This window comes from Chitinophaga ginsengisegetis, from assembly GCF_900168065.1.
Taxonomy (GTDB): Bacteria; Bacteroidota; Bacteroidia; order Chitinophagales; family Chitinophagaceae; genus Chitinophaga; species Chitinophaga ginsengisegetis.
Map to the genome: position 1 here is coordinate 1512677 of NZ_FUZZ01000001.1, position 20700 is coordinate 1533376.

At 48.2% G+C, this 20700-nt stretch carries 20 protein-coding genes; 7 read left to right on the forward strand and 13 right to left on the reverse strand.

Annotated features, from left to right (window positions below; genetic code table 11):
* Positions 1 to 98: 98 nt before the first annotated feature.
* On the reverse strand, positions 99 to 2087 hold the full coding sequence (locus B5Z18_RS05920) for an FAD-dependent oxidoreductase (protein WP_079468456.1): 1989 nt from the start codon (positions 2085 to 2087) through the stop codon (positions 99 to 101).
* Between the two features lie 165 nt (positions 2088 to 2252).
* On the opposite strand from B5Z18_RS05920, the gene folD reads away from it, so the two are divergent.
* Both folD and B5Z18_RS05930 read left to right on the forward strand, forming a co-directional pair.
* Positions 2253 to 3113, forward strand: a complete 861-nt coding sequence (gene folD, locus B5Z18_RS05925) for a bifunctional methylenetetrahydrofolate dehydrogenase/methenyltetrahydrofolate cyclohydrolase FolD (protein ID WP_079468457.1) — start codon at positions 2253 to 2255, stop codon at positions 3111 to 3113.
* A gap of 135 nt (positions 3114 to 3248) precedes the next feature.
* Entirely contained in the window at positions 3249 to 3752 is a 504-nt protein-coding gene (locus tag B5Z18_RS05930) for a DinB family protein (protein WP_079468458.1), read from the forward strand.
* A 5-nt stretch (positions 3753 to 3757) separates the two neighbouring features.
* On the opposite strand, the gene B5Z18_RS05935 is transcribed toward B5Z18_RS05930, so the two are convergent.
* The 3 genes from B5Z18_RS05935 to B5Z18_RS05945 form a co-directional block, all read right to left on the reverse strand.
* Positions 3758 to 4351 (reverse strand): porin family protein, encoded by a 594-nt coding sequence (locus B5Z18_RS05935; protein ID WP_079468459.1) that lies wholly within the window; start codon positions 4349 to 4351, stop codon positions 3758 to 3760.
* Between the two features lie 126 nt (positions 4352 to 4477).
* Entirely contained in the window at positions 4478 to 5587 is a 1110-nt protein-coding gene (locus B5Z18_RS05940; RefSeq protein ID WP_079468460.1) for a Gfo/Idh/MocA family protein, read from the reverse strand.
* Positions 5588 to 5702: 115 nt separating this feature from the next.
* Positions 5703 to 6233, reverse strand: a complete 531-nt coding sequence (locus tag B5Z18_RS05945) for an OmpA family protein (RefSeq protein ID WP_079468461.1) — start codon at positions 6231 to 6233, stop codon at positions 5703 to 5705.
* A 161-nt stretch (positions 6234 to 6394) separates the two neighbouring features.
* On the opposite strand from B5Z18_RS05945, the gene B5Z18_RS05950 reads away from it, so the two are divergent.
* Positions 6395 to 7723 (forward strand): GntP family permease, encoded by a 1329-nt coding sequence (locus B5Z18_RS05950; RefSeq protein WP_079468462.1) that lies wholly within the window; start codon positions 6395 to 6397, stop codon positions 7721 to 7723.
* 12 nt (positions 7724 to 7735) lie between these two features.
* On the opposite strand, the gene B5Z18_RS05955 is transcribed toward B5Z18_RS05950, so the two are convergent.
* From B5Z18_RS05955 to B5Z18_RS05970, 4 genes are all read right to left on the reverse strand, one after another.
* On the reverse strand, positions 7736 to 7918 hold the full coding sequence (locus tag B5Z18_RS05955; protein ID WP_079468463.1) for a hypothetical protein: 183 nt from the start codon (positions 7916 to 7918) through the stop codon (positions 7736 to 7738).
* Between the two features lies 1 nt (position 7919).
* Positions 7920 to 8450, reverse strand: a complete 531-nt coding sequence (locus tag B5Z18_RS05960; protein ID WP_079468464.1) for a hypothetical protein — start codon at positions 8448 to 8450, stop codon at positions 7920 to 7922.
* Positions 8451 to 8512: 62 nt separating this feature from the next.
* A complete protein-coding gene (locus B5Z18_RS05965; RefSeq protein ID WP_079468465.1) occupies positions 8513 to 9745 on the reverse strand; it encodes a trans-sulfuration enzyme family protein in 1233 nt (410 codons plus the stop codon).
* 103 nt (positions 9746 to 9848) lie between these two features.
* Positions 9849 to 10643: an SDR family oxidoreductase gene (locus B5Z18_RS05970; protein WP_079468466.1), complete on the reverse strand. Its 795-nt coding sequence runs from the start codon at positions 10641 to 10643 to the stop codon at positions 9849 to 9851.
* A gap of 125 nt (positions 10644 to 10768) precedes the next feature.
* Between B5Z18_RS05970 and B5Z18_RS05975 the strand changes: the two genes are divergently transcribed.
* Together B5Z18_RS05975 and B5Z18_RS05980 are read left to right on the forward strand one after the other, a co-directional pair.
* The gene (locus tag B5Z18_RS05975) at positions 10769 to 11122 is read left to right on the forward strand and encodes a winged helix-turn-helix transcriptional regulator (protein ID WP_079468467.1); all 354 of its coding nucleotides are present in this window, start codon (positions 10769 to 10771) and stop codon (positions 11120 to 11122) included.
* Positions 11123 to 11151: 29 nt separating this feature from the next.
* A complete protein-coding gene (locus B5Z18_RS05980; protein WP_079468468.1) occupies positions 11152 to 12000 on the forward strand; it encodes an NAD(P)-dependent oxidoreductase in 849 nt (282 codons plus the stop codon).
* A 69-nt stretch (positions 12001 to 12069) separates the two neighbouring features.
* Here B5Z18_RS05980 and B5Z18_RS05985 read toward each other — a convergent pair whose 3' ends face one another.
* Both B5Z18_RS05985 and B5Z18_RS05990 read right to left on the reverse strand, forming a co-directional pair.
* On the reverse strand, positions 12070 to 12915 hold the full coding sequence (locus B5Z18_RS05985; RefSeq protein ID WP_079468469.1) for a protease complex subunit PrcB family protein: 846 nt from the start codon (positions 12913 to 12915) through the stop codon (positions 12070 to 12072).
* A gap of 70 nt (positions 12916 to 12985) precedes the next feature.
* On the reverse strand, positions 12986 to 13792 hold the full coding sequence (locus B5Z18_RS05990) for an alpha/beta hydrolase (protein ID WP_079468470.1): 807 nt from the start codon (positions 13790 to 13792) through the stop codon (positions 12986 to 12988).
* A 126-nt stretch (positions 13793 to 13918) separates the two neighbouring features.
* Here B5Z18_RS05990 and B5Z18_RS05995 point away from each other — a divergent pair, with 126 nt between their 5' ends.
* Entirely contained in the window at positions 13919 to 15943 is a 2025-nt protein-coding gene (locus tag B5Z18_RS05995; protein ID WP_079469989.1) for a beta-L-arabinofuranosidase domain-containing protein, read from the forward strand.
* Here the strand turns inward: B5Z18_RS05995 and B5Z18_RS06000 are convergent.
* Entirely contained in the window at positions 15900 to 16706 is an 807-nt protein-coding gene (locus B5Z18_RS06000) for a hypothetical protein (protein WP_079468471.1), read from the reverse strand. The genes B5Z18_RS05995 and B5Z18_RS06000 overlap by 44 nt on opposite strands.
* 64 nt (positions 16707 to 16770) lie before the next feature.
* Positions 16771 to 17274: an Lrp/AsnC family transcriptional regulator gene (locus tag B5Z18_RS06005; protein WP_079469990.1), complete on the reverse strand. Its 504-nt coding sequence runs from the start codon at positions 17272 to 17274 to the stop codon at positions 16771 to 16773.
* A gap of 212 nt (positions 17275 to 17486) precedes the next feature.
* Here B5Z18_RS06005 and ppsA point away from each other — a divergent pair, with 212 nt between their 5' ends.
* Positions 17487 to 19901, forward strand: a complete 2415-nt coding sequence (gene ppsA / locus B5Z18_RS06010; protein WP_079468472.1) for a phosphoenolpyruvate synthase — start codon at positions 17487 to 17489, stop codon at positions 19899 to 19901.
* A 102-nt stretch (positions 19902 to 20003) separates the two neighbouring features.
* Here ppsA and B5Z18_RS06015 read toward each other — a convergent pair whose 3' ends face one another.
* The gene (locus B5Z18_RS06015; RefSeq protein ID WP_079468473.1) at positions 20004 to 20699 is read right to left on the reverse strand and encodes a LytR/AlgR family response regulator transcription factor; all 696 of its coding nucleotides are present in this window, start codon (positions 20697 to 20699) and stop codon (positions 20004 to 20006) included.
* Between the last annotated feature and the right edge of the window lies 1 nt (position 20700).

Here is a 20700-nt window from a genome sequence, read left to right on the forward strand (position 1 = left end):
ATTTATTACAAAATAATCATTTCGCGGAACTACCTGTACTTATAAAGACGATAAAAATTGTAAACCGAATCCTTCCTTTTCTTTTTTTTCCAAAATAATTATCTCGGAACAAATAACACCGCATCTGCGGCTATTATGCCGTCCGTTTTGTGATTGTCTATTTCCACGTAGGCGCCGTTTCCGGCTTTCAGCTGGTAGGTGCCCAGGCTCACCCATTCGCCGCTGGTTTGTCCCTCTACCTTTATACTTGCTGCCGCAACTTCCACTTCCTTCACGGTGCGGCCATCGAATACTTTTACGTGTGCATTCCCATCCAAACCGGGGAGGCGTGGTACGTAGGTAAATACCTCATATTTACCGGCTTTCTGGATAGCAGGTGAAAAACGTATTGATTTATGCACGGCTCCCTTGCTGTCGTCTGTAAGCAGGGATGGACCATAGCCCCCATGAATCAGCTTTTTCCATTCGCCGGTGATGGTTACGTGTTGCTCGTCGTTGTCATCCACCAGTATTTCAGCGGGACTGTTATCCACCAGCGGATTGGTACGCAGCATGGTTTGTATTTTCTGTACATCAGCCTCCTGGATGGAACTGCGCTGATCGATGGCTACAGCAGCCGCCGTGGCAGCGGATTGCCCCAGTACCATAAACACCGGTTCCATACGGATAGAGCCATAGGCAATGTGCGACGCCGATAAACAAACCGGCACCAATACATTTTTCGCATCCTCCGGTTTAGGTGTAATGGACCTGTAAGAAACCGGGTAAGGGCCAAGACCACCAATCTGCACATCTCCCTCATTTTTTACCATCCCATTTACTACAATACGCTGGCAGTTATGGGAATCCATATTATAGGCGGCCATACCAATAGGGTCCGTTACTTTCTCGCGGCCTTCGCAATTGGCCTGTGTCATCACATATCCGCCGATCATGCGTCTTGCCTCACGTATATACAACTGGGTTGACCAGTTCCCGTTATCGGTGTATTCATCTTTCGGGTATCCCCATTGTAACATTTGTTCCCGGAGATGGGCGGGCACCCGTTCGTCGTGTCCTATAAAATAGAGCAGCCCTTTGGTATACAGCTCATGATCGTGGATGATCTTTTTCCGGGTAGCGGGATCGGCCTCCGGATAGTTGTAGTTCATACCAATCATATCCGTGGAAAAAGCGCCGTAGTTATTGATATCCGTTTTCCCGTTGGGCATGAGGTCTATCTTGAGATTGGGCTTCAGGATCTTAGGCTGGGTAGCGTCCAGCACGCGTAGCAGCAGTTCATAACGCGACGGATCATAATCGTCCGGCTTTGTAATAGGAATACTGTTTTCCGGGCGGTTGCTCAGGCAGATCCTGAAATTATACGCCTGTACCTTTTTATCTCCCGTCCCGTGCGCCGCCAGGGAATCGGTACTGATGCCCCACAGCAGGCCACTTTCGGGTTTGCCGGGTATTTTGTACGGATCAATGCCATCGGGGAACTGGTGCTTATCGAGCAGTTGCACACCGTTATAGGTTTCGTTGTATTGTGCGTTGGGTTCCCGGCCAACGGTGTAGGAAATGCCTGCTTGGGCCATCAGGTCGCCTTCGTAGGAGCAATCGATGAACATTTTGGCTTTTACCACCTGCGCAGCGGGACCGTTCACGGTTATTTCCGTAACATACCCGTTTTGCTTTACAGCGTTAGTGATGGTGTATCCGTACAGCACTTCCACTTTGGCGGCATCGATATACTGGTGGAAAGTAGCTTCTGCCACATGGGGTTCAAAGATCCATTGTTCCAGTTTTCCGTAATGGTTGCCGATCCGGCGGTAGAAGTTACGCGACAACCCGGTGATAGCGTACTTATTACCGATGTCGGTATATCCCAAACCGCCAGAGGTAAGGCCGCCCAGGTGTTTTTCCGGTGATACCAGCAGCACTGTTTTGTGCAACTGCTTTGCGGTATAGGCGGCAATTACCCCTGCGGAGGTGCCGCCGTACACGCAAATGTCCACCTCCCTGGGGGGAGCCGTAAACCCGTAACTGCTAAGCGGAAGGAGATATCCTGTACATACAAGAAGGATAGAAAAGAGTTTGATTTTCATACGTGAAACAATAACCGCCCTTTAAGAAGACCGTTATGTTTATAAAGACGAAAAAAAAGGTAACAGGAATGTGTCTGTCTAAAAAAAAATATATCAAAGGGGGTTAGTATCTTTGTGCCCTTCCACGGTACAACTACCTCAACACACGGAAATAAACATCTGAATATGACAACAACAACAGTACTGCTCGACGGAAAAGCCTTATCCAAACGAATGGAAGCGGAATTAAAGATCAGGGTGCAGCGCATCATTGAAAAAACGGGTGTGGTGCCTGTACTGGCTACCATCCTGGTGGGCGATGATCCTTCCTCGGAAGTATATGTGAAAATGAAAGGTAATGCGTGTGAGCGGGTGGGTATGACCTCCGTAAAAGTACACCTGCCAAAGGAAACCACTACCAAAGAGTTGCTGGATACCATCAAAAAGCTGAATAACGACGACCAGATCTGCGGCATCCTGTTGCAACACCCGGTTCCGCACCAGATCGATGAAAGGGCGTGTTTTGATAAAATACATATTGATAAAGATGTAGATGGGGTTACCTGCCTGGGTTTTGGCCGGATGTCGATGAATGAACCCGCTTATGGCAGTGCCACCCCTGCCGGAATTATGGAGCTGCTGAAGCATTACCAGATACCCATTGCGGGCAAACATGCGGTAGTAGTAGGCCGGAGTCCTATCCTGGGTAAACCGGTAGCCATGATGCTGCTGAATGAAAATGCCACGGTTACTATTTGTCATTCGCGGACCAATAATTTACCAGAGCTTATCAAACAGGCAGATATCATAGTAGGCGCCGTGGGCAAGCCTGAATTTATAAAAGCCGAGTGGATAAAAGACGATGCCATTGTAATAGATGCCGGTTATCATAAAGGCGGCATCGGCGATATAGAACTGGGGCCGCTGGCAGACCGTGTAGCCGCCTACACACCAGTACCGGGTGGCGTTGGCCCTATGACCATCGCAAAGCTGATTGCACAAACAGTGGAATCTGCTGAAAGGAAACTGGGATCTTCCAGGAAATAATATCTTAAAAAATAAGGAACAGCTGCAGGTAACTACATACCCGCAGCTGTTATTGTCCTTTTTCGCCCGCCTGATTGTCGTATTCTCCCCCTTTCCTTATCGATATATCCGGTTAAGTTTGTGGAAAAGAAAATCATGAGACAAGAACTGCTTCTGGAAATAACCACCACCGGTGATACCCTGCAACAATTGCTAACCTCCTTTGATGAAGAACAATTGAACAAGGTACCTTTCGAAGGCAGCTGGACGGCCGCACAGGTGGCATCGCATATCTGCAAAGCCGGCGACTGCGGCGTGTTGTATGGCGGGGCTGTGCCTACCGACCGGCAACCGGATAAAAAAGTGCCTGCCGTAAAATCCCTGTTCCTGAACTTCGATATTAAAATGAAGGCCCCGGAAATGATTCTGCCGGAAGAAGGGTATCTGCCCAAAGACGCTGTATTACAGGATGCCGCTGCTACCTGGCAGAAATTAACAACTGCCGCCAATACGGTGAACCTTACCGAAGAATGTACCAGCTTTGAAGTGCCGGGCTTCGGGCCTTTTACACGATTGGAATGGATACAGTTTATCAACATTCACACGCAAAGACATATACAGCAATTACAACGTATATACGATACCGTAGTAAAGGCATAAAGCGCTTACTTAATATTCACGCCGAGGCCGATCTGTACCTGGCGTGTTTTCCACTGGTACCGGTCATCGATGTCATTTACATTGGTAAGTCCAAGCACATAGCGTGCATATACGTGCAGTATATCGAAGTTCAGTGTAGCGCCGGCGGCCACTCCCACGTCGCTGCGTTTAAAAGCGTTACGGTTGTAGGTCAGGAGGTTTTCGTTGGCATAAAGCAGGTAACTGTATTGCGGTCCTGCATTGATAGTAATTAACTTATTCACATTGTAACGCAATAACAACGGCAGGGTAATATAGCTGAGTTTAATGCTTTTATTGGCGTTGTCGTTACCGGTAGAGATATATTTTGCACCGAAATCATCGCCACGTTTGGGGGCCACCTGTGAGAAGAGGAGTTCGGGTTGCAGCCCCCATCTTTTTGAAAAATCATATTCGGCGTACACGCCTAATCTTCCGCCTAATGTGTAATTTGATTTAATGCCTGCCCCGTCCAGTTTAAACATGTTCAGGTCTGCCTTGATGCCGTAATGCAGTCCCTGCGCGCTGGCCGCGGCAGCAAGGCAAACCAGCAACAATACTGACAGTGATCGTTTTTTCATAGCTGATGATTTTAACCATAAAGAAACGAATTGATCAGATGCGAATTGCTGCGTCCGGGCCACTAATAGATGATCCTGCTGTTTTTCACTATCACGCGGGATATTTCCTCGGCAGATCGTTCAGGATCATGACAGTTTAAGGTCTACTTTCTGTCCTGTTTTAACGGCGTGGTAAATGGCATCAATAATTTTCAGGTCTTTCAGCGCTTCTTCTCCGTCCACAGCAACCACCGGTTGTTTCCCTTCCAGGATGATTCCGGCCATTTCTTCCATTTGCACGGTTTGATGGGTAACATGTGGCTGGGTGAGTTCTCCTTTATGGGTGCGTCCGCGGATGGGACCGTAGCCTGTGGAGGGTTGCATCTCTGCAAATCCTTTTTCACCGTTGAGATAAAAGCGGTCGAGGTAGTTCATGTTGTAAGTAGAGAGACAGGAGGCCACGGCGCCGCTGGGGAAGCCCAGCTGGAACTGGATGGTTTCATCCACGCCTTCCTTGAATTTCACCGGGTCTGTTTTGGTTTCCTGGGCGGTTACCCAGATGGGGTCTTCGCCTGTCATATACCGGGAGCCGTTAATCGCATAGATTCCAATATCCATTAAGGAACCGCCGCCGGCCAGTTCTTTATTGAGGCGCCACTGTGTGGGGTCGCCAATGCGGAAACCACATAGTCCCTGGAAGAACATGATTTTTCCAAAGTCGCCGTTTTTGCGCATGCGGATAACTTCCAGTGTTTTGGCTTCAAAATGCATACGGTATCCGACCAGTAATTTTACGTTTGCTTTTTTACAGGCGGCAATCATTTCCTGGCCCTGTTTGGCATTCAGTGCCATTGGCTTTTCGCAGATCACGTGTTTACCCGCCGCAGCGATGCGGATCGCCTCGTCGTGGTGCAGGGCATTGGGCGTGGTAATGTATACCGCATCAATGTCTTTGTTGTCTTTTATGCGATCAAAGTTTTCGTAGTTATAGCAGTTTTTGTCGGGGATAGAGAACCGGCTCTGCCAGTCTTTTATTTTAGACGGAGTACCACTGATCACACCTACCAATTTTGCTTTTACGCAGGCCTGCATGGCGTCTGCCACGCGGCTGCCATAGCTGCCTAATCCCATAATGGCTACACGTAATACCGGGCCATCGTAGTGTTGGAGGTCTTTTGCCCAGCCGGCGAGCGGCATCAGGGGCAGTACCATAGCGGAGGCAGCAATTTTCTGTAAAAAATCACGACGAGTATTCATGACGGGAGATTTGGGTTTCATTGATTCCTTAATAATACAAAATTTATCCAGGAAATTATATCAATAAAAAAAGCCGCTCCGGGTTTACGGAGCGGCTGCTATCTTTATAAAAAAATCAGTTCTTTACATCATACAAAATTACAAACTCCACTCTCCTGTTCTTTGCCTTTCCTGCCTCTGTATTGTTGGTGGCTATAGGATCACGGTCCGACAGTCCCCAGGTAAACATACGGTCGTTGTTCACTTCAAAGCTGTTGAGCAGTTGCTTAGCGCCTGTTGCGCGGCGTTCAGATAGCTCACGGTTGTATTCTGCCGTGCCGGTGTTATCCGTATGCCCGGTGATCAGGATCTTTGTTTTATTGTATTTGTTGAGCACATCTGCAAAATGTTTGAAGGTGGGCTTTACGCTTTCGTTCACCTGGTCGGAAGACGATGAAAACAGTACGTTGTTGGGGAAGATCACTTTCAGGCTGTCTTTGATGATACTTACTTCCGCATCATTCAACGTATTTTTCAGCTCTTCATACTGCTTGTTCATATAAGCATGCTGGCTGCTGCTTTTCCGGGAAGACGCGCAGGAAGCCATTACAACAATGGACACTATTGCCATCAGGCAATAACGTGAGGTCAATAACATTCTTTTCATATCCGCTGTATTAAGGTGCAAAGGTATGTAAAATAGCCATTATCAAGCTGTTGCATAAATAATCTCTAATATTTACAAAAACATATATGCGTTAATGTTATAACACTGTTACGGTAACACCTATACGGGGTATTGCGTAATTCTTTTTATCTTGGAGAGATATGAATACCATTCCTTTGATACAAAGCATGCTGGGATTGCTGGCGGGCATTGCGCTCATTGTATTGCTCACTGCGCGCTTCCGGGTGCATGCTTTCTTTGCCTTGCTGCTGGCCAGTGTGCTCACCGGTATCATTTTACAGTTGCCCGTAACGGAAATCCTCGGCAGTATTAAAAGCGGTATGGGGAATATTGTAGGCTCATTAGGATTGCTCATCATACTCGGCACTACGCTGGGGCTCATCCTGGAACATACCGGCAGCACTACTGTGCTGGCCAACTACGTACTGCGCCGTACCGGTACCGGCCGCTCTGCCCTGGCTATGAATATCATCGGCTACCTGGTAGGCATGCCCATTTTCTGCGACTCCGGTTTCATTGTATTAAGCGGACTAAATAAAGCGCTGGCCAAACGTTCCGGTATCTCCATGATTGTAATGGCGTCTTCACTGGCCACCGGCCTGTATGCCGTTCATTGCCTGATGCCGCCGCACCCCGGCATTACTGCCGCCACCGGTACTATACATGCAGAAACAGGCAGGGTAATGCTGTATGGATTGCTCATTGCCATCCCGGCATCGGCAGCAGGCTACCTGTGGTCCATATTCGCCGGGCGACGCATAGCCGTTGACGTTAGTGACGCAGCAGACGTTGCGGAAGAGGCACGCCGCGGTCCTTCTGTGCTGATGTCGGTACTTCCTATTGCTGTTCCTGTACTACTCATTGCCATCCGTTCCCTGAGCGGACTGGAATTAACACATCCGTCTCCTGCACTGCAGGTGATTTCTATATTAGGCATCCCCGAAGTAGCTATCAGCGTGGGTATCCTGCTGGCGCTATCCCAACTGAAAAATAATATGGGCGCCATCCTGCAGGAAGGGGCTGAAAAAGCAGCAGGCATACTGGTGATTATTGGCGGTGGCGGCGCCTTTGGGGCTATTCTCGCAAAAGCGGATATCGGTAGCCATATTGCGCAGAACCAGTCTATCGCAACGCTGGGATTATTTCTTCCTTTCCTTATCACCGCGCTGCTGAAAACAGCACAGGGATCTTCTACTGTAGCAGTGATTGCCGCGGCCGCCATTGTACAACCGCTGCTGCCCGTAATGGGCCTGGATTCCGCCAATGGCCGTATCCTTTGTGTGCTGGCGATGGGCGCAGGGTCTATGATGATTTCACACACCAATGACGCTTACTTCTGGGTGATCTCTAAATTCTCCGGGCTGGAAATAAAAGATATGCTGCGGGTGTATAGTACGGGGACTGTGGTAATGGGGCTTGTGTCAGTGGGGTTGGTGTATTTATTGTCGCTGGTGCTGGCGGTGCAGTAAACAAAAAAGCCCTTAACGGGATGACTTTTTACTATCCTTTGGCTTATTTGCAGTTTTACTTATTACTACCCGTTTCTTCTTTCCTGTTGCCTTATAATGAGCAATTACTTCACTGATCAATTTCTTATCATTTTCTGTAACAGGCTTAGGATCCACGACAAAATTTACCCCCTTAGGTTCTTTAATATATCCCATGTTATTTATTGTTAAAGTATTTAATAACCAGCTTTAAAGCTGCGTCTGGAAAGATAATCATTTTATGGTTACCAATATGCACTGCACCCAGTGTTTTTTCGTAATGCGAAATGAGTTTAGTCTTGGATGTAAAAGATATAAACCCTTCATAGCCACGGTCTATAGATAATTGACAGGCAAAAGCAAATAGATTACCAGGAACCCCTTCATACAACTTCGTACTTCCTAAATTAAAAGGCGCGCTTTCAATGAGATGGAGATAAAAATGATCGCCATAGTCGCTCAAACTTGCTAACCCTTGTAATATGTGACTATTTCCTTCGATAGTAAGTTTATAAACTTCTCTATCCGTCATTTTAAACTCCTTTTTCCAATCAAATTTCCATCCATTCTTCAATGATAGTCCTTTTAAATCCTCCTTTGCAAGCGGATTAACAACAGTCTCAAAACTGTCTCCGGAAATAGTATTTAAGATACTGTTGGTCAGTTTGTCTACTTCGATCCCTATGTGATATTTTGATTGTCGGGGCATCCACAAATTTACGAAAAAGGCTTTAACCTTTGTCTTCTCTTCTTATAACCGTTTTCATAAAACTACCCTTCCCCTTCCAATGCCTGCTTCAAATCCGCCACAATATCCCCAACACTTTCCAGCCCCACACTAATCCGTATCAATCCATCAGAAATCCCTGCTTTCTCCCTGTCTTCTTTCTTCATCCCGGAATGCGTCATAGAAGCCGGGTGGGACACCAATGTATCCACGGCGCCCAGTGATACAGCACGTAAGCACATCTGCAACCGGTCAATAAAACGTACGGCGGCATCAAACCCATCTTTCAGTTCAAAGCTCATCACTGCACCGGGATGGCGCATTTGTTTGGCCGATAGTGCATAATCCGGATGGGAAGGGAGGCCGTTATAATTTACCTGCGCTACGGCGGGATGCGCATGCAGGAATTCCGCTACTGTTTGTGCATTGCTGCAATGTTGCTTCATGCGCAGTTCCAGTGTTTTGATGCCCTGGATCAGTAAAAAGGTATCGAACGGATTGGCGCAGCCACCGAGTAGCTTCGCTGTTTTATTGACTTTCGTTTGCATCAGGGGAATATCTTTTCCGATGAGCACACCGCCAATAGCGGTACCATGACCGTTCAGGAATTTGGTAGTGGAATGAAAAACGAAATCGGCTCCATAGCGGAACGGTTGCTGAAGATAGGGTGTAGCAAAGGTATTATCCACACTTACTTTTACACCGTGTGCAGCGGCTATTTTACAGATGTCCGCAATATCCACACAGCGCATAGATGGATTGGCGGGCGATTCGATATGAATCATTTTAATAGAGGGATCCTGTTTCAGCAAGGTAGCTACGGCAACAGTATCATGCAGGTCCGCAATCAGTGCCTTTACGCCGAATTGCGGCAGGAAATCGAACAGGAATTCATGCGTGCCGCCATAGAGGGAGTAATGCGTTAGTATGGTATCTCCGGCTACTACATTTGAGAGGAACATGCTGGCCATCGCCGATTGTCCGCTGGCGTGCAGCAGGGCTTTCAACTGCAGGGGCTCTCCATCTGCGGCGGTAATGCCAAAAGCTTCCAGGGCGGCGATCAGCTCTTCGGCCACTGTTACAGTGGGATTGCCAAAGCGGGAATAAATATAGCCGGGGGCGGTTCCTTTAAAACGGTCCATGCCCTGTTGTGCATCGTCGAATGTAAAGGTAGCAGTGGCGAAAACCGGCACCAGGTGGGCGTGTTCGGCCATATTGGATTGGGCTGCATGGATGGCTGCAGAGGCCATTTCAGTAAAACGCGGGTGATGACTCATGCTGTAAATTTATAGTTTCCGCGGGAAGAAAATATAAATACAGCAAAAGATTGGGAAGATGAAAATGACAACAGCATTTTCATCTTCCCAATCTTTTTTTAGGTTAAATAGTGGGAATAGTACCGCCATCAATGATGTATTCCGTGCCGCTTAAATACGCCGCACGCGGGGATACGAGGAAGCCCACAAATTCGGCTACCTCCTCCGGTTTGGCGGGACGCCCCATAGGAATGCCACCCAGGAACTGCATGAGTTGCTGTAAGGCGTCGTTGAAGCTGCTGCCGGCGCGGGTGGCCATTTCCTGGATCATTTTATCAGCGGCAGCGGTTTGAATAAAGCCCGGAGATACGGTGAGTACCCTCACTCCTTTTGGCGCCACTTCGTTTGACAGCCCCTTGCTGTAGTTGATCAATGCGGCCTTTGCAGCGGCATAGGGCAGTGTGGAATCATAGAGTGGCATAGTGCCTTGTATGGAAGCGATATGAATAATCACGCCGGCGCCCTTTGCCAGCATGTGCGGCAGCAGGGCTCTGTCCAACCGCACCGGCGCCAGGAGGTTGGTTTGAAGGGTGGCGTCCCAGTGATGATCTGTTAGTACTTCAAAGCCGCCACCGGGCGTTTCGGAGCCACCCATGTTATTAACGAGGATGTCTACCCCGCCATAGTTTTCCTTTATTTCGTTTGCCACCGTAGTAGTGCCCGCCGGGGTGCTCAGATCGGCGCCTATAAAATGAAACGCCGGGTCAGTATCTGCGGGCTTTGTTCTGGCTGTGATAATCACTTTTGCGCCGGCATTGGCCAGTCGTGTTGCTATGGCTTTTCCTGCTCCTTTTGTACCGCCTGTTACCAGGGCTGTTTTACCGGATAACTCGTTATCAAAACTTAATCTTGGTTCCATCTGTTATTATTATTTTCAGCAAAAATCCGTCAATCAACCTTGCCTGACAATAACGGAAAAACGATTCGCATAGAGTGGAATTTATCCCTATAGCCTGTTTAAGAACAATAAAGTACTTTTGAATCATGTATGTAAAAAAACTACCCATTACGCTGAATTGCGGTCTCGACCTCGTAGGGGAAGTGCTCTACGGTAAATGGAAAGTGCGCCTGCTGTATTTCATCCATGAAGGGCATAAGCGCCCGAGTGAGCTACAGCGGCAGATTCCGGATGCTACGCGCCGGGTATTGAACATCCAGCTCAATGAAATGGAAAAGCACGGGCTGGTGTCGAAAGTAGTATTTGCACAGGCGCCGCCAAAGGTGGAATATAGTCTTACAGCGCTGGGTGCATCCCTCATTCCAGTAATAAAAACATTGGGAGAATGGGCAGATGAGCATGAAGAAGAATTGAAAGAAGCGATCCTGCAGGAGGATTAACTTTTTCCTACCTTCGGAAAAAAAAGGTTATGATAGCATTCTTAGGCATGGGCCTCCTGGGGTCAAATTTCGTGAGGGCATTGATTGGCAAGGGTGAACAGGTACAGGTGTGGAACCGCACTGCTTCAAAAGCCACAGCGCTGGATGCATACGGCGCCAAAGCATTTCCTGATGTAACCGCTGCTGTGCATGGTGCAAACCGCATTCATCTTACCTTAAAAGATGATCATACTGTAAATGAAGTATTGGCCGCCGCCGCCGAAGGGCTTCAACCAGGCGCGGTAATCATTGATCATACTACCACTTCCGCCGAAGGCGCAGTAGCCAGAACAAAAGAATGGAAGGAACGTGGATTCACCTACCTGCATGCACCGGTATTTATGGGTCCGGCAAATGCGCTGGATAGTACCGGTTATATGCTGGTTTCCGGCGATCAGGCGGTGATTGGTGCATGGGAGCCCGCGCTCTCCAAAATGACCGGAAAGGTGATCAATTTCGGGGATACCACCGGTAAAGCCGCCGGCATGAAACTCATCGGGAACAGCTTCCTCGTGGGGCTCACCGCCGGACTCGCAGATACCCTGTCGCTGGCCAAAGCGCTGGCAATTCCGCTGAGCGATGTGAGTACCCTCTTTAACTCCTGGAACCCCGGAGGAGCATTGCCCGCACGTTTACAACGCATGACTTCCGGTAACTACAGCAGCCCTTCCTGGGAACTGAGCATGGCACGCAAGGATACGCAGCTGTTTATGGACGCGGCAAATAAAAGCGATGTAAAACTGGCAGTATTGCCGGCCATTGCCGCAGAAATGGACCGGTGGATTGAAAAGGGCCACGGCAACGACGACTGGACCGTGATAGGAAAGGATTCCATCTGAATAAAAAACTAAAAATAAAAAAGCGGGCATTTCACATATGAAATGCCCGCTTTTTATTGTGATAGATTATCAGTCTTGTTTTAATACCACCTTATAGTTAGCAGGTACAAATGTTTCTGCTGTTGGCGATGTAATCACCTGCAGGTTCATACTGCCGGAAGCCGGTGCAATGATTTTATAATGGATCTCTGCTTCGCCTGCTTCTGTAAAAACAATACTGGTTACTTTTACGGAATAACCGGATGTAGGCTGGTTTTCCGCGGTGATCACCACACTGTTTACTTTATCATTCACCGGCGTAGAAGTAAAGCTGGCGGCTTCCTTTCCGCTGTGTTCTACCGCAGCGCTTTTATGCGACTGGATAAAGGCGGCTGCCTTCTTCACCATTTTTGACGCTTCTGTTTTGGTGATATACGCCTTTGGACGGTAGTTACCATTTTCCAGTGCCACCACATTAAACTTGATCAATGTTTGCACGGCATTCATACCGCCGCTTACAAAAGACTTTTCATCCTTGATGTTAATAAACATCATATTCACGGGGTACTGGCCGGTCGACTGAATAGCGTCGTACAGCGCCAGGGCAAACTGTTCGCGGGTAGCCGGCGATTCCGGGTTTACATCGCGCAGCGACTCCACGCCGTTAACCGCCGCAATGATAAGTGAAGGCGCGTACGATGCTTTATCGTTGGCCTTTTTAAAATAATCGGTGGCTTTGGGCGCTTTGATAAAACGGACATTGTCGATGTTCAGACCGAGTCCTTTTACAATAAGATCGATACCGTTGCCGATAGAGATCCTTGACTGGGGTTTTGGAGCCGGAAATTCCGTATCAGCTTTGTCTTTGCTGTGCACATCCTGTGGATGCAGGGTCAAAAGGAATAACGGTAATGCTACTGCCGTGTATAGATTCATAAAACAGGTGTTTAACGTATTGCGAAAGTAGGCATTTGTAACAAGATGTCATGAGCGGGTGTGACAATTATTACTTTGCCCCGTTCAGCAACTGAAACGCTTTGTACGCCCCATTGTGTAAAATAGTAAGATGTGTTTCATCCGGCAGTGGTACATAATGAACACGTATCCCGGGATTAGCCTTCAGTACATCTCCCAGCTGACGGGCAGGTTCTTCCATCATTTTTCCTTCTTTACCTACGGTAAGAAAAACGTTGGCCTGTGCGCTGCCTGTGGTAGCCAGTAGCTTCCCGGCTTGTTTCAATAATGACTCCTGGTCCCACCATAAGCTTGGGCTTACAATGATATAGTTATTAAACATTGCCGGGTGTTTGAGTAATATTTCGGTAGCCAGTAATCCGCCAAGTGATTGTCCGACGAGGGTGGTGGTATCGTTGGTGCGGAAGTGTTGTTGTACGTATGGCTTCAGTTCTGTATCCAGGAAGCGGATAAACTTTTCCGAGCCGCCTGTAGTGGGATAATCGGCCTTATCTTTTTTCACGGTGGTGGGGAAGGTGAAGTCGTGCTTCCGGTCTTTGTTGGCGATGCCTACCAGGATAGTGGGCGGCATATGCTGGATCATGGTCAGAAACTGCATTACGCCGGCGATATGGATAAAGTCCTCGTTGGCAGATCCATCCAACAGGTACACTACCGGGTAGCGGGCGTTTACGGCCTGTGCATATCCATCGGGAAGATATACATTCAGGGTGCGTGTTTCATTCAATACAGCGGAAGACAGCTGGTGTGTTTCGCCTAAGGTAAAAGGAGTGGTTTGTGCCTTTGATGTGTTGATTCCTAAAATTCCAAGTAACAGGATTGCCAGTATACGATTCATCTTTTTCTTTCAAACATAAGAAAATATAGAGAGACATTTTATAGAAAGAATGAGTCAACCGGGATAACTACCCGTATAAAATAAGGCATATATTGGCGTTTCATTATGCCACGCTACAAATCATTTATGAAACGTTTTGCTATAGCTTCCACGATATTGCTGGGTCTTACTTTACAGGCAGCGGCACAGGGAAAAAAGAATACAGCGCCTGTGCCGCATTATTACGGCAACCGGGCTCCCCTACATCCCAAACCTTACTCCATGCTTCCTTTGGGCGCTATTACACCACAGGGATGGCTGCGCACCGTACTGGTGCAGCAAAAGAACGGCGCTACCGGTGAGCTGGATAAATTGTACCCGCTGGTAATGAACCAGCGGAACGGATGGCTCGGGGGCGATGGCGACCAGTGGGAACGCGGTCCTTACTGGATCGATGGACTGCTGCCGCTGGCTTATCTTCTGAAAGATGAGGCGTTGATTGCCAAGGTAAAACCCTGGGTAGAATGGTCTATCAAAAGCCAGCAACCCGATGGTTATTTTGGACCTGCGAAAGACTATCCCTATGAAGCGGGGATTCAAAGGGATAACAGCCGCGACTGGTGGCCCAAGATGGTGATGCTGAAAGTACTGAAGCAATACTACGACGCTACCGCCGATCCGCGGATCATTACGCTCATGACCAACTACTTCCGCTACCAGCTGAAAGAGCTGCCGCAAAAGCCGCTGGATCACTGGACTTTCTGGGCAAAGTACCGCGCCGGTGATAACCTGATGGTAGTATACTGGTTATATAATATTACGGGAGATGCGTTCCTGCTGGACCTTGCAGCCCTGCTCCATAAACAAACCTTCGACTATGCCGGTGCATTTATGCATACCAACCTGTTATCTACCACAGGCAGCATTCACGGCGTAAACCTTGCACAAGGCATCAAAGAACCCATGATCTATTTCCAGCAGCACCCCGATACGTTATACCCGCAGGCCACCGCCAAAGGATTTGATGACCTCCGTACATTCAATGGGATGGCGAATGGTCTTTATGGCGGTGATGAATCCCTGCATGGCAACAACCCCACGCAGGGATCGGAGTTGTGTACGGCCGTAGAAATGATGTTTTCACTGGAAAGTATCCTGGAAATAAGCGGCGACGTAAGGTATGCCGATCAGCTGGAGAAGATTGCCTTTAATGTATTGCCTTCGCAGATCACGGAAGACTTTATGAGCCGGCAGTATTTCCAGCAAGCCAACCAGGTGATGGCTACGCGGCATATCCGCAACTTTGATATGAACCACAGTGGTACAGATCTTTGTTATGGGTTGTTGTCCGGTTATCCTTGCTGCACATCCAATATGCACCAGGGCTGGCCCAAGTTTGCGCAAAACCTCTGGTATGCCACCGCCGACAGTGGCGTGGCAGCTTTAGTGTATGCCCCCAGCGAAGTGAAAATATATGTGGCCGGGCAAACACCTGTTACGGTGAAGGAGGTAACCAATTACCCCTTTGAAGAAGCGGTTACGTTTACGGTTAACACACCTAAAAAAGTAAGCTTTCCTTTTCACCTGCGGATACCTGCGTGGTGTAAGAAAGGGATTATAAAGATCAACGGTAAAGTATGGCAGGAGGCCGCAGGTAACCAGGTAGTGAAAGTGGAAAGAACCTGGCAGCCGGGTGATGTAATGGAGCTGGCGTTGCCGATGCATATCTACCAGCAACGCTGGTTTGAAAATTCGATATCGGTAGAACGCGGTCCGGTTACCTATGCGCTGAAGATAGGCGAAGAAGTGACTGCCGTAAAAAATGATAAGGACCCGGTGGAATATGGCGCCGGTTACCTGGAAGTGCGTCCCACTACTCCGTGGAACTATGCGCTGATAGCCACTCCGGATGATAAGCTGGCCGCACGTTACCAGGTAGTGCAACATGGTAATAAAACCGGCTGGCCGTGGAATCCCGGGCAGGTACCCATCTCCCTTAAAACAAGGGCAAAAAGGATTCCTTCCTGGCAGTTATACAATGAGATGACCGGCCCCATTCCGTATAGTATTACCTATGGTATGGAAACAGGCGAAGAAGAAGAGATTACATTGGTGCCTTTTGGAAGTACTAAGTTGCGGATTTCACAATTCCCGGTGGTGAATGGCCATTAAGGGTACTAAACAGTGGCGGAGGATTAGGCGAGGGGTCGCTTAGGACACGCCAAATACGTGCAGAAAAGGTGGACTTGATGCGGTGATCAGATGCTATTGTGATGGTTTTTCGCTTCATGGGGGCGGGGGCGGCTACTGCTATGATATCCGCTGCCATGGAGCGTTTGTTCTGTGTGGCATAGGTACCATTGAAAGGCTGCACCTGTAATATTACCAACAGTGATCCTTTTCCGGGAACGGCTGTTTCCAGTTCCATACCGTTGAAGGGCTGGCTCAGATCAATGGTAGCTGTGGCAGTATGCACATTTTCGATACAACGTTCCTTGAAGCAGAGCCGTACCGCAATGAGTTTTACAACCAGGTGGGTGGCTGTTTCCTGTGACGGAATTATTTGTGCAGGTATTTGCAGGGTGTTGTGCTGCATAACCGGTTGTTCCGGAAAGAAATATTCCAGGCCGCAATGCCGGTTAAACCGGAATCCTTTGAGGGCCTTCAGATGTTCACGCCCTGCCGGAATAAGTATTTTGTTCAGGCGGTTTACCAATGCCCCATCGGACCTGATATCCAGGTGAGGGGAAATAGCGTGCCGGATCAGTTTACCTTTCCTGCTGGCTATGCCAAAATGCTGTGCTGCCCTGCGGGTAGCGGAAGTTTGCCGGACTGTTTCCGGCATGGTACGAATGAAGTAGGATCCGTTTCGCCTGTAGCCGATAATATTACCGAGCCTGCCGGTGAACTGGAGTATCCCGGTTTGTTTTGCCATGTGGGTTAACTTTTCCTGAAATTACGATAATCCGGAAAAAAAACCGTCTCCCTACTTTTTAAAATTATTTATTTTTCTGTTGCAGTTTTGTTTGCAGTCCTGTTTTGAGGTTTAGTTCCACTTCCTGTTTTGTTTCTGCTAAAACAAACAGGCTGCGGATCTTATAGATATTATCCAGCTTGGATAATTTGGTAAAATTAAATACTTCATAGGCTTCCATGTCGGCGATGAGTACTTTCAGGAGGTAGTCGAACTGCCCGTTCATTTTATAACACTCCATTACTTCGGGGAAGGTATTGATCTTCTGTTCAAACTCCGGAAACCGGTCCTGGCCATGCTCTTTGAGGGTGATGCTGGTCCAGGCCACGAGATTTTTGCCCAGTTTATTTTTATTAAGTACGGCGATATAGCGTAAAATATACCCCTCTGCTTCCAGGCGTTTCACTCTTTCAAATATAGAAGTAACTGACTTACCCAACCTGGCGGCAATCTCTTTATTTGTGGTCCTGGCGTCCTCCTGCAATATGTCCATTATACACATATCAATCTGGTCAGGTATAAAATTCATGGGCCGATTTTTTATCAAAAATAATGATACTGCTACTGATTTGATGAAAAAAAATCGGCGGCATCCCCTTTTTTTAGATTTGTTTTCGCTTTTATCCGGGTTGCCGTTATTCCATTTCCGCATGATCTAATTTGGTGTCATAGAAATCTAACCACGTTTTGGGAGACAAAAAACCGTCCTTCCATATTATTATTCACTAAACTCATTTTTACATGAGAGAAAGTATTGTACTGCCGCTCCACGCGGTGGGCATGGATGCTATTGCCTTAGTTGGCGGTAAATCGGCCTCGCTGGGTGAGATGATTGCCAACTTATCGGAAGCAGGCGTAGCGGTTCCTTCCGGGTTTGCCATCACCACCAAAGCATACTATGATTTTATGAAGCAAAGCGGGCTCGAACAATTTATTGCAGAGCAGGTGGCCACGGTAGACTACAGCGACATCATCACCCTGCGCAGGGCGGGTCAGAAAATACGGCAGGCTATCAGCAGCACCCGTTTTCCGCACGAGCTGAGCGAAGAAATCATTGCCGCGTATTATGCTTTATCGCATCAATACGGACAGGAACAAACCGATGTGGCCGTGCGGTCGTCTGCTACCGCGGAAGATCTTCCTGATGCCTCCTTTGCCGGTCAGCAGGAAACCTTCCTCAACGTAAGAGGACCCGCGGCTTTAATTGATGCCGTAAGAAACTGTTTTGCCTCCTTATTCACCGACCGTGCCATCAGCTACCGCCAGAACTTCGGGTATGATCATTTTAGTATAGGCTTATCCGTATGTGTGCAGAAAATGGTGCGTGCGGATCTTGGCGCCTCCGGCGTAGCCTTCTCCCTCGATACCGAATCCGGATTTAAGGAAGTAGTGGTGATCAACGGCTCTTTTGGTTTGGGAGAAATGGTTGTGCAGGGCGCCGTATCACCGGATGAATTTATTGTGTTCAAACCCTGTATGCAGCCCGGCTACACTCCTATCATTGAAAAGAAACTGGGTGTGAAGGATAAGAAAATGGTGTACGGTGAAAGCAGTGATGAAAGAACAAAGATTATCCCGGTAGAAAAAAAGCAGCAGCAACATTTTTGTTTAAACGATGCACAGATCATGCAGCTGGCTACCTGGGTGCGCTGCATTGAAACTTACTACTCTGAGAAAAAAGGCCGCTGGTGCCCGATGGACGTAGAGTGGGCGGTAGACGGGCTTACCAATGAACTGTTCATTGTACAGGCACGGCCGGAAACCATTCATTCGCGCAAAGATCATAACCAGATCACCACCTACGCAATCAATCATAACGGCACACTTCCCCGGCAAGTGCTGAAAGGCATCGCTGTTGGCGATAAGATTGCAGTGGGCAAAGTGAATATCCTCTTCTCCCTCGACAACCGCCTGATTACCGGCAGCGAATTTAAACCGGGCGACATCCTCGTTACAGACATGACTGATCCCGACTGGGAACCCATCATGAAAATGGCTTCCGCTATTGTAACCAATAAGGGCGGACGTACCTGTCATGCTGCCATAGTAGCCCGTGAAATGGGCATACCCGCCATTGTTGGCTGCGGCGATGCTACCGAAAAATTAAACGCCGGCCAGGACATTACCGTGAGTTGCGCAGAAGGCAGCGATGGCATTGTATATGAAGGCATCCTGCCGTTCCGGGAAGATAAACTGGACCTGAGCACCCTGCCTGCCATCCGCACGCCACTGATGCTGAATGTAGGATCTCCCGCGATGGCGTTCCAGTTCACACACCTGCCAAACAAAGGCGTGGGACTTGCCCGCGAAGAGTTTATCATCAACAACTATATCAAAGCGCACCCGCTGGCGTTGCTGAAACACAAAGAACTGAATGATCCCGAACTGTCTGCAAAGATTGCACAACTCATCCAGGGACATGCCAGTGAAACAGATTACTTTATTGATAAACTCGCGTATGGCGTAGGAAAAATTGCCGCCGCCTTTTACCCGGAAAAAGTAATTGTTCGCTTCTCCGATTTTAAGAGTAATGAATACTTCAATTTATTAGGCGGTAAATACTTTGAGCCAACTGAAGAAAATCCTATGATAGGCTGGAGAGGCGCTTCCCGCTACTATTCCCCCGAATACAAACCTGCTTTTGAACTGGAGTGTAAAGCCATCCTCAAAGTAAGGGAAACAATGGGGTTAAAGAATGTAGTGGTGATGATCCCTTTCTGCCGCACCGTGGAAGAGCTTCAGCTGGTGCTGGCTACGATGGAAGAATTCGGACTGCGCCGCGGACAGAACGGACTGGAAGTATACCTGATGGCCGAGCTGCCATCCAACATCATGATGGCCGAAGAATTTTCTGCATACATAGACGGATTCTCGATAGGATCCAATGATCTGACACAGCTCACACTTGGTCTCGACAGGGATTCTTCCCTGGTGGCCAATCTTTATAACGAGCGTAATCCCGCAGTGCAACGGCTGATTGCACACCTGATCAAGGTAGCGAAGCAACAGAACGTAAAGGTAGGAATCTGCGGGCAGGGTCCATCGGACTTTCCGGATTTCACCAAATTCCTTGTTCAGTTAGGTATAGATAGTATTTCAGTTACACCAGATGCAATCATAAAAACGGTGATGGCGATTCATGAGGCGGAGGATTAGAAAAGGAGTAGCCCCGGGAACTTGAGGAGTCCGGGTTTCAGGGGTTCAAATTAAAGATGGCCTGCCGGTTGGCGGGCCATTTTTAGTTTAAATGCAATAATGTTACCGCTGCATATTAATCGCTTCCATAAACTGTTTCAGATACGCATCCCCAATAGGTACATGATGATCGCCGGTGAAAATACGTTGCCGTTCTATGCTGTCTATTTTATCCAGGGAGATGATAAACGATTTGTGCACGCGCAAAAAACGGAAGGGCGCCAGGATGTCTTCAAAGCTGCGGAGGTTTTGTAGCGTAAGGATCTTCTGTTTGGCAGTTTGTATAGCTACGTAGTTACGGAGCGCTTCTACAAAAAGGATATCCTTTACATCTACCCGCACGATGCGTTTATCGGTGCGCACAAAAATATAATCGGTGCCTGCGGGCTGCGATATAGCGGGAGCGCTTTTTGCCAGCACCCGTTGTACAGTACGGGCGAAGCGCTCAAACGATACAGGTTTCAGGAGATAGTCCACCGCTTCACGGTCGAAGCCTTCTACAGCGTATTCATCGTAGGCAGAAACAATCACTACCTGCATGCCGCCCGGTGCGAGCTGCATAAATTCTATACCGCTGAGTTCCTGCATTTGTATGTCCAGGAATACTAAATCTACCGGCTCATTTTTTACAAATGCCAGCGCTTCCTGCGGATGATGAAATGTTTTCAACAACTGCAGATCCGGCGTTTTGTTGATGAAGGCCACCAATACCTGTGCGGCCAGTGGCTCATCATCTACCACTATACACTTTACTGCCATA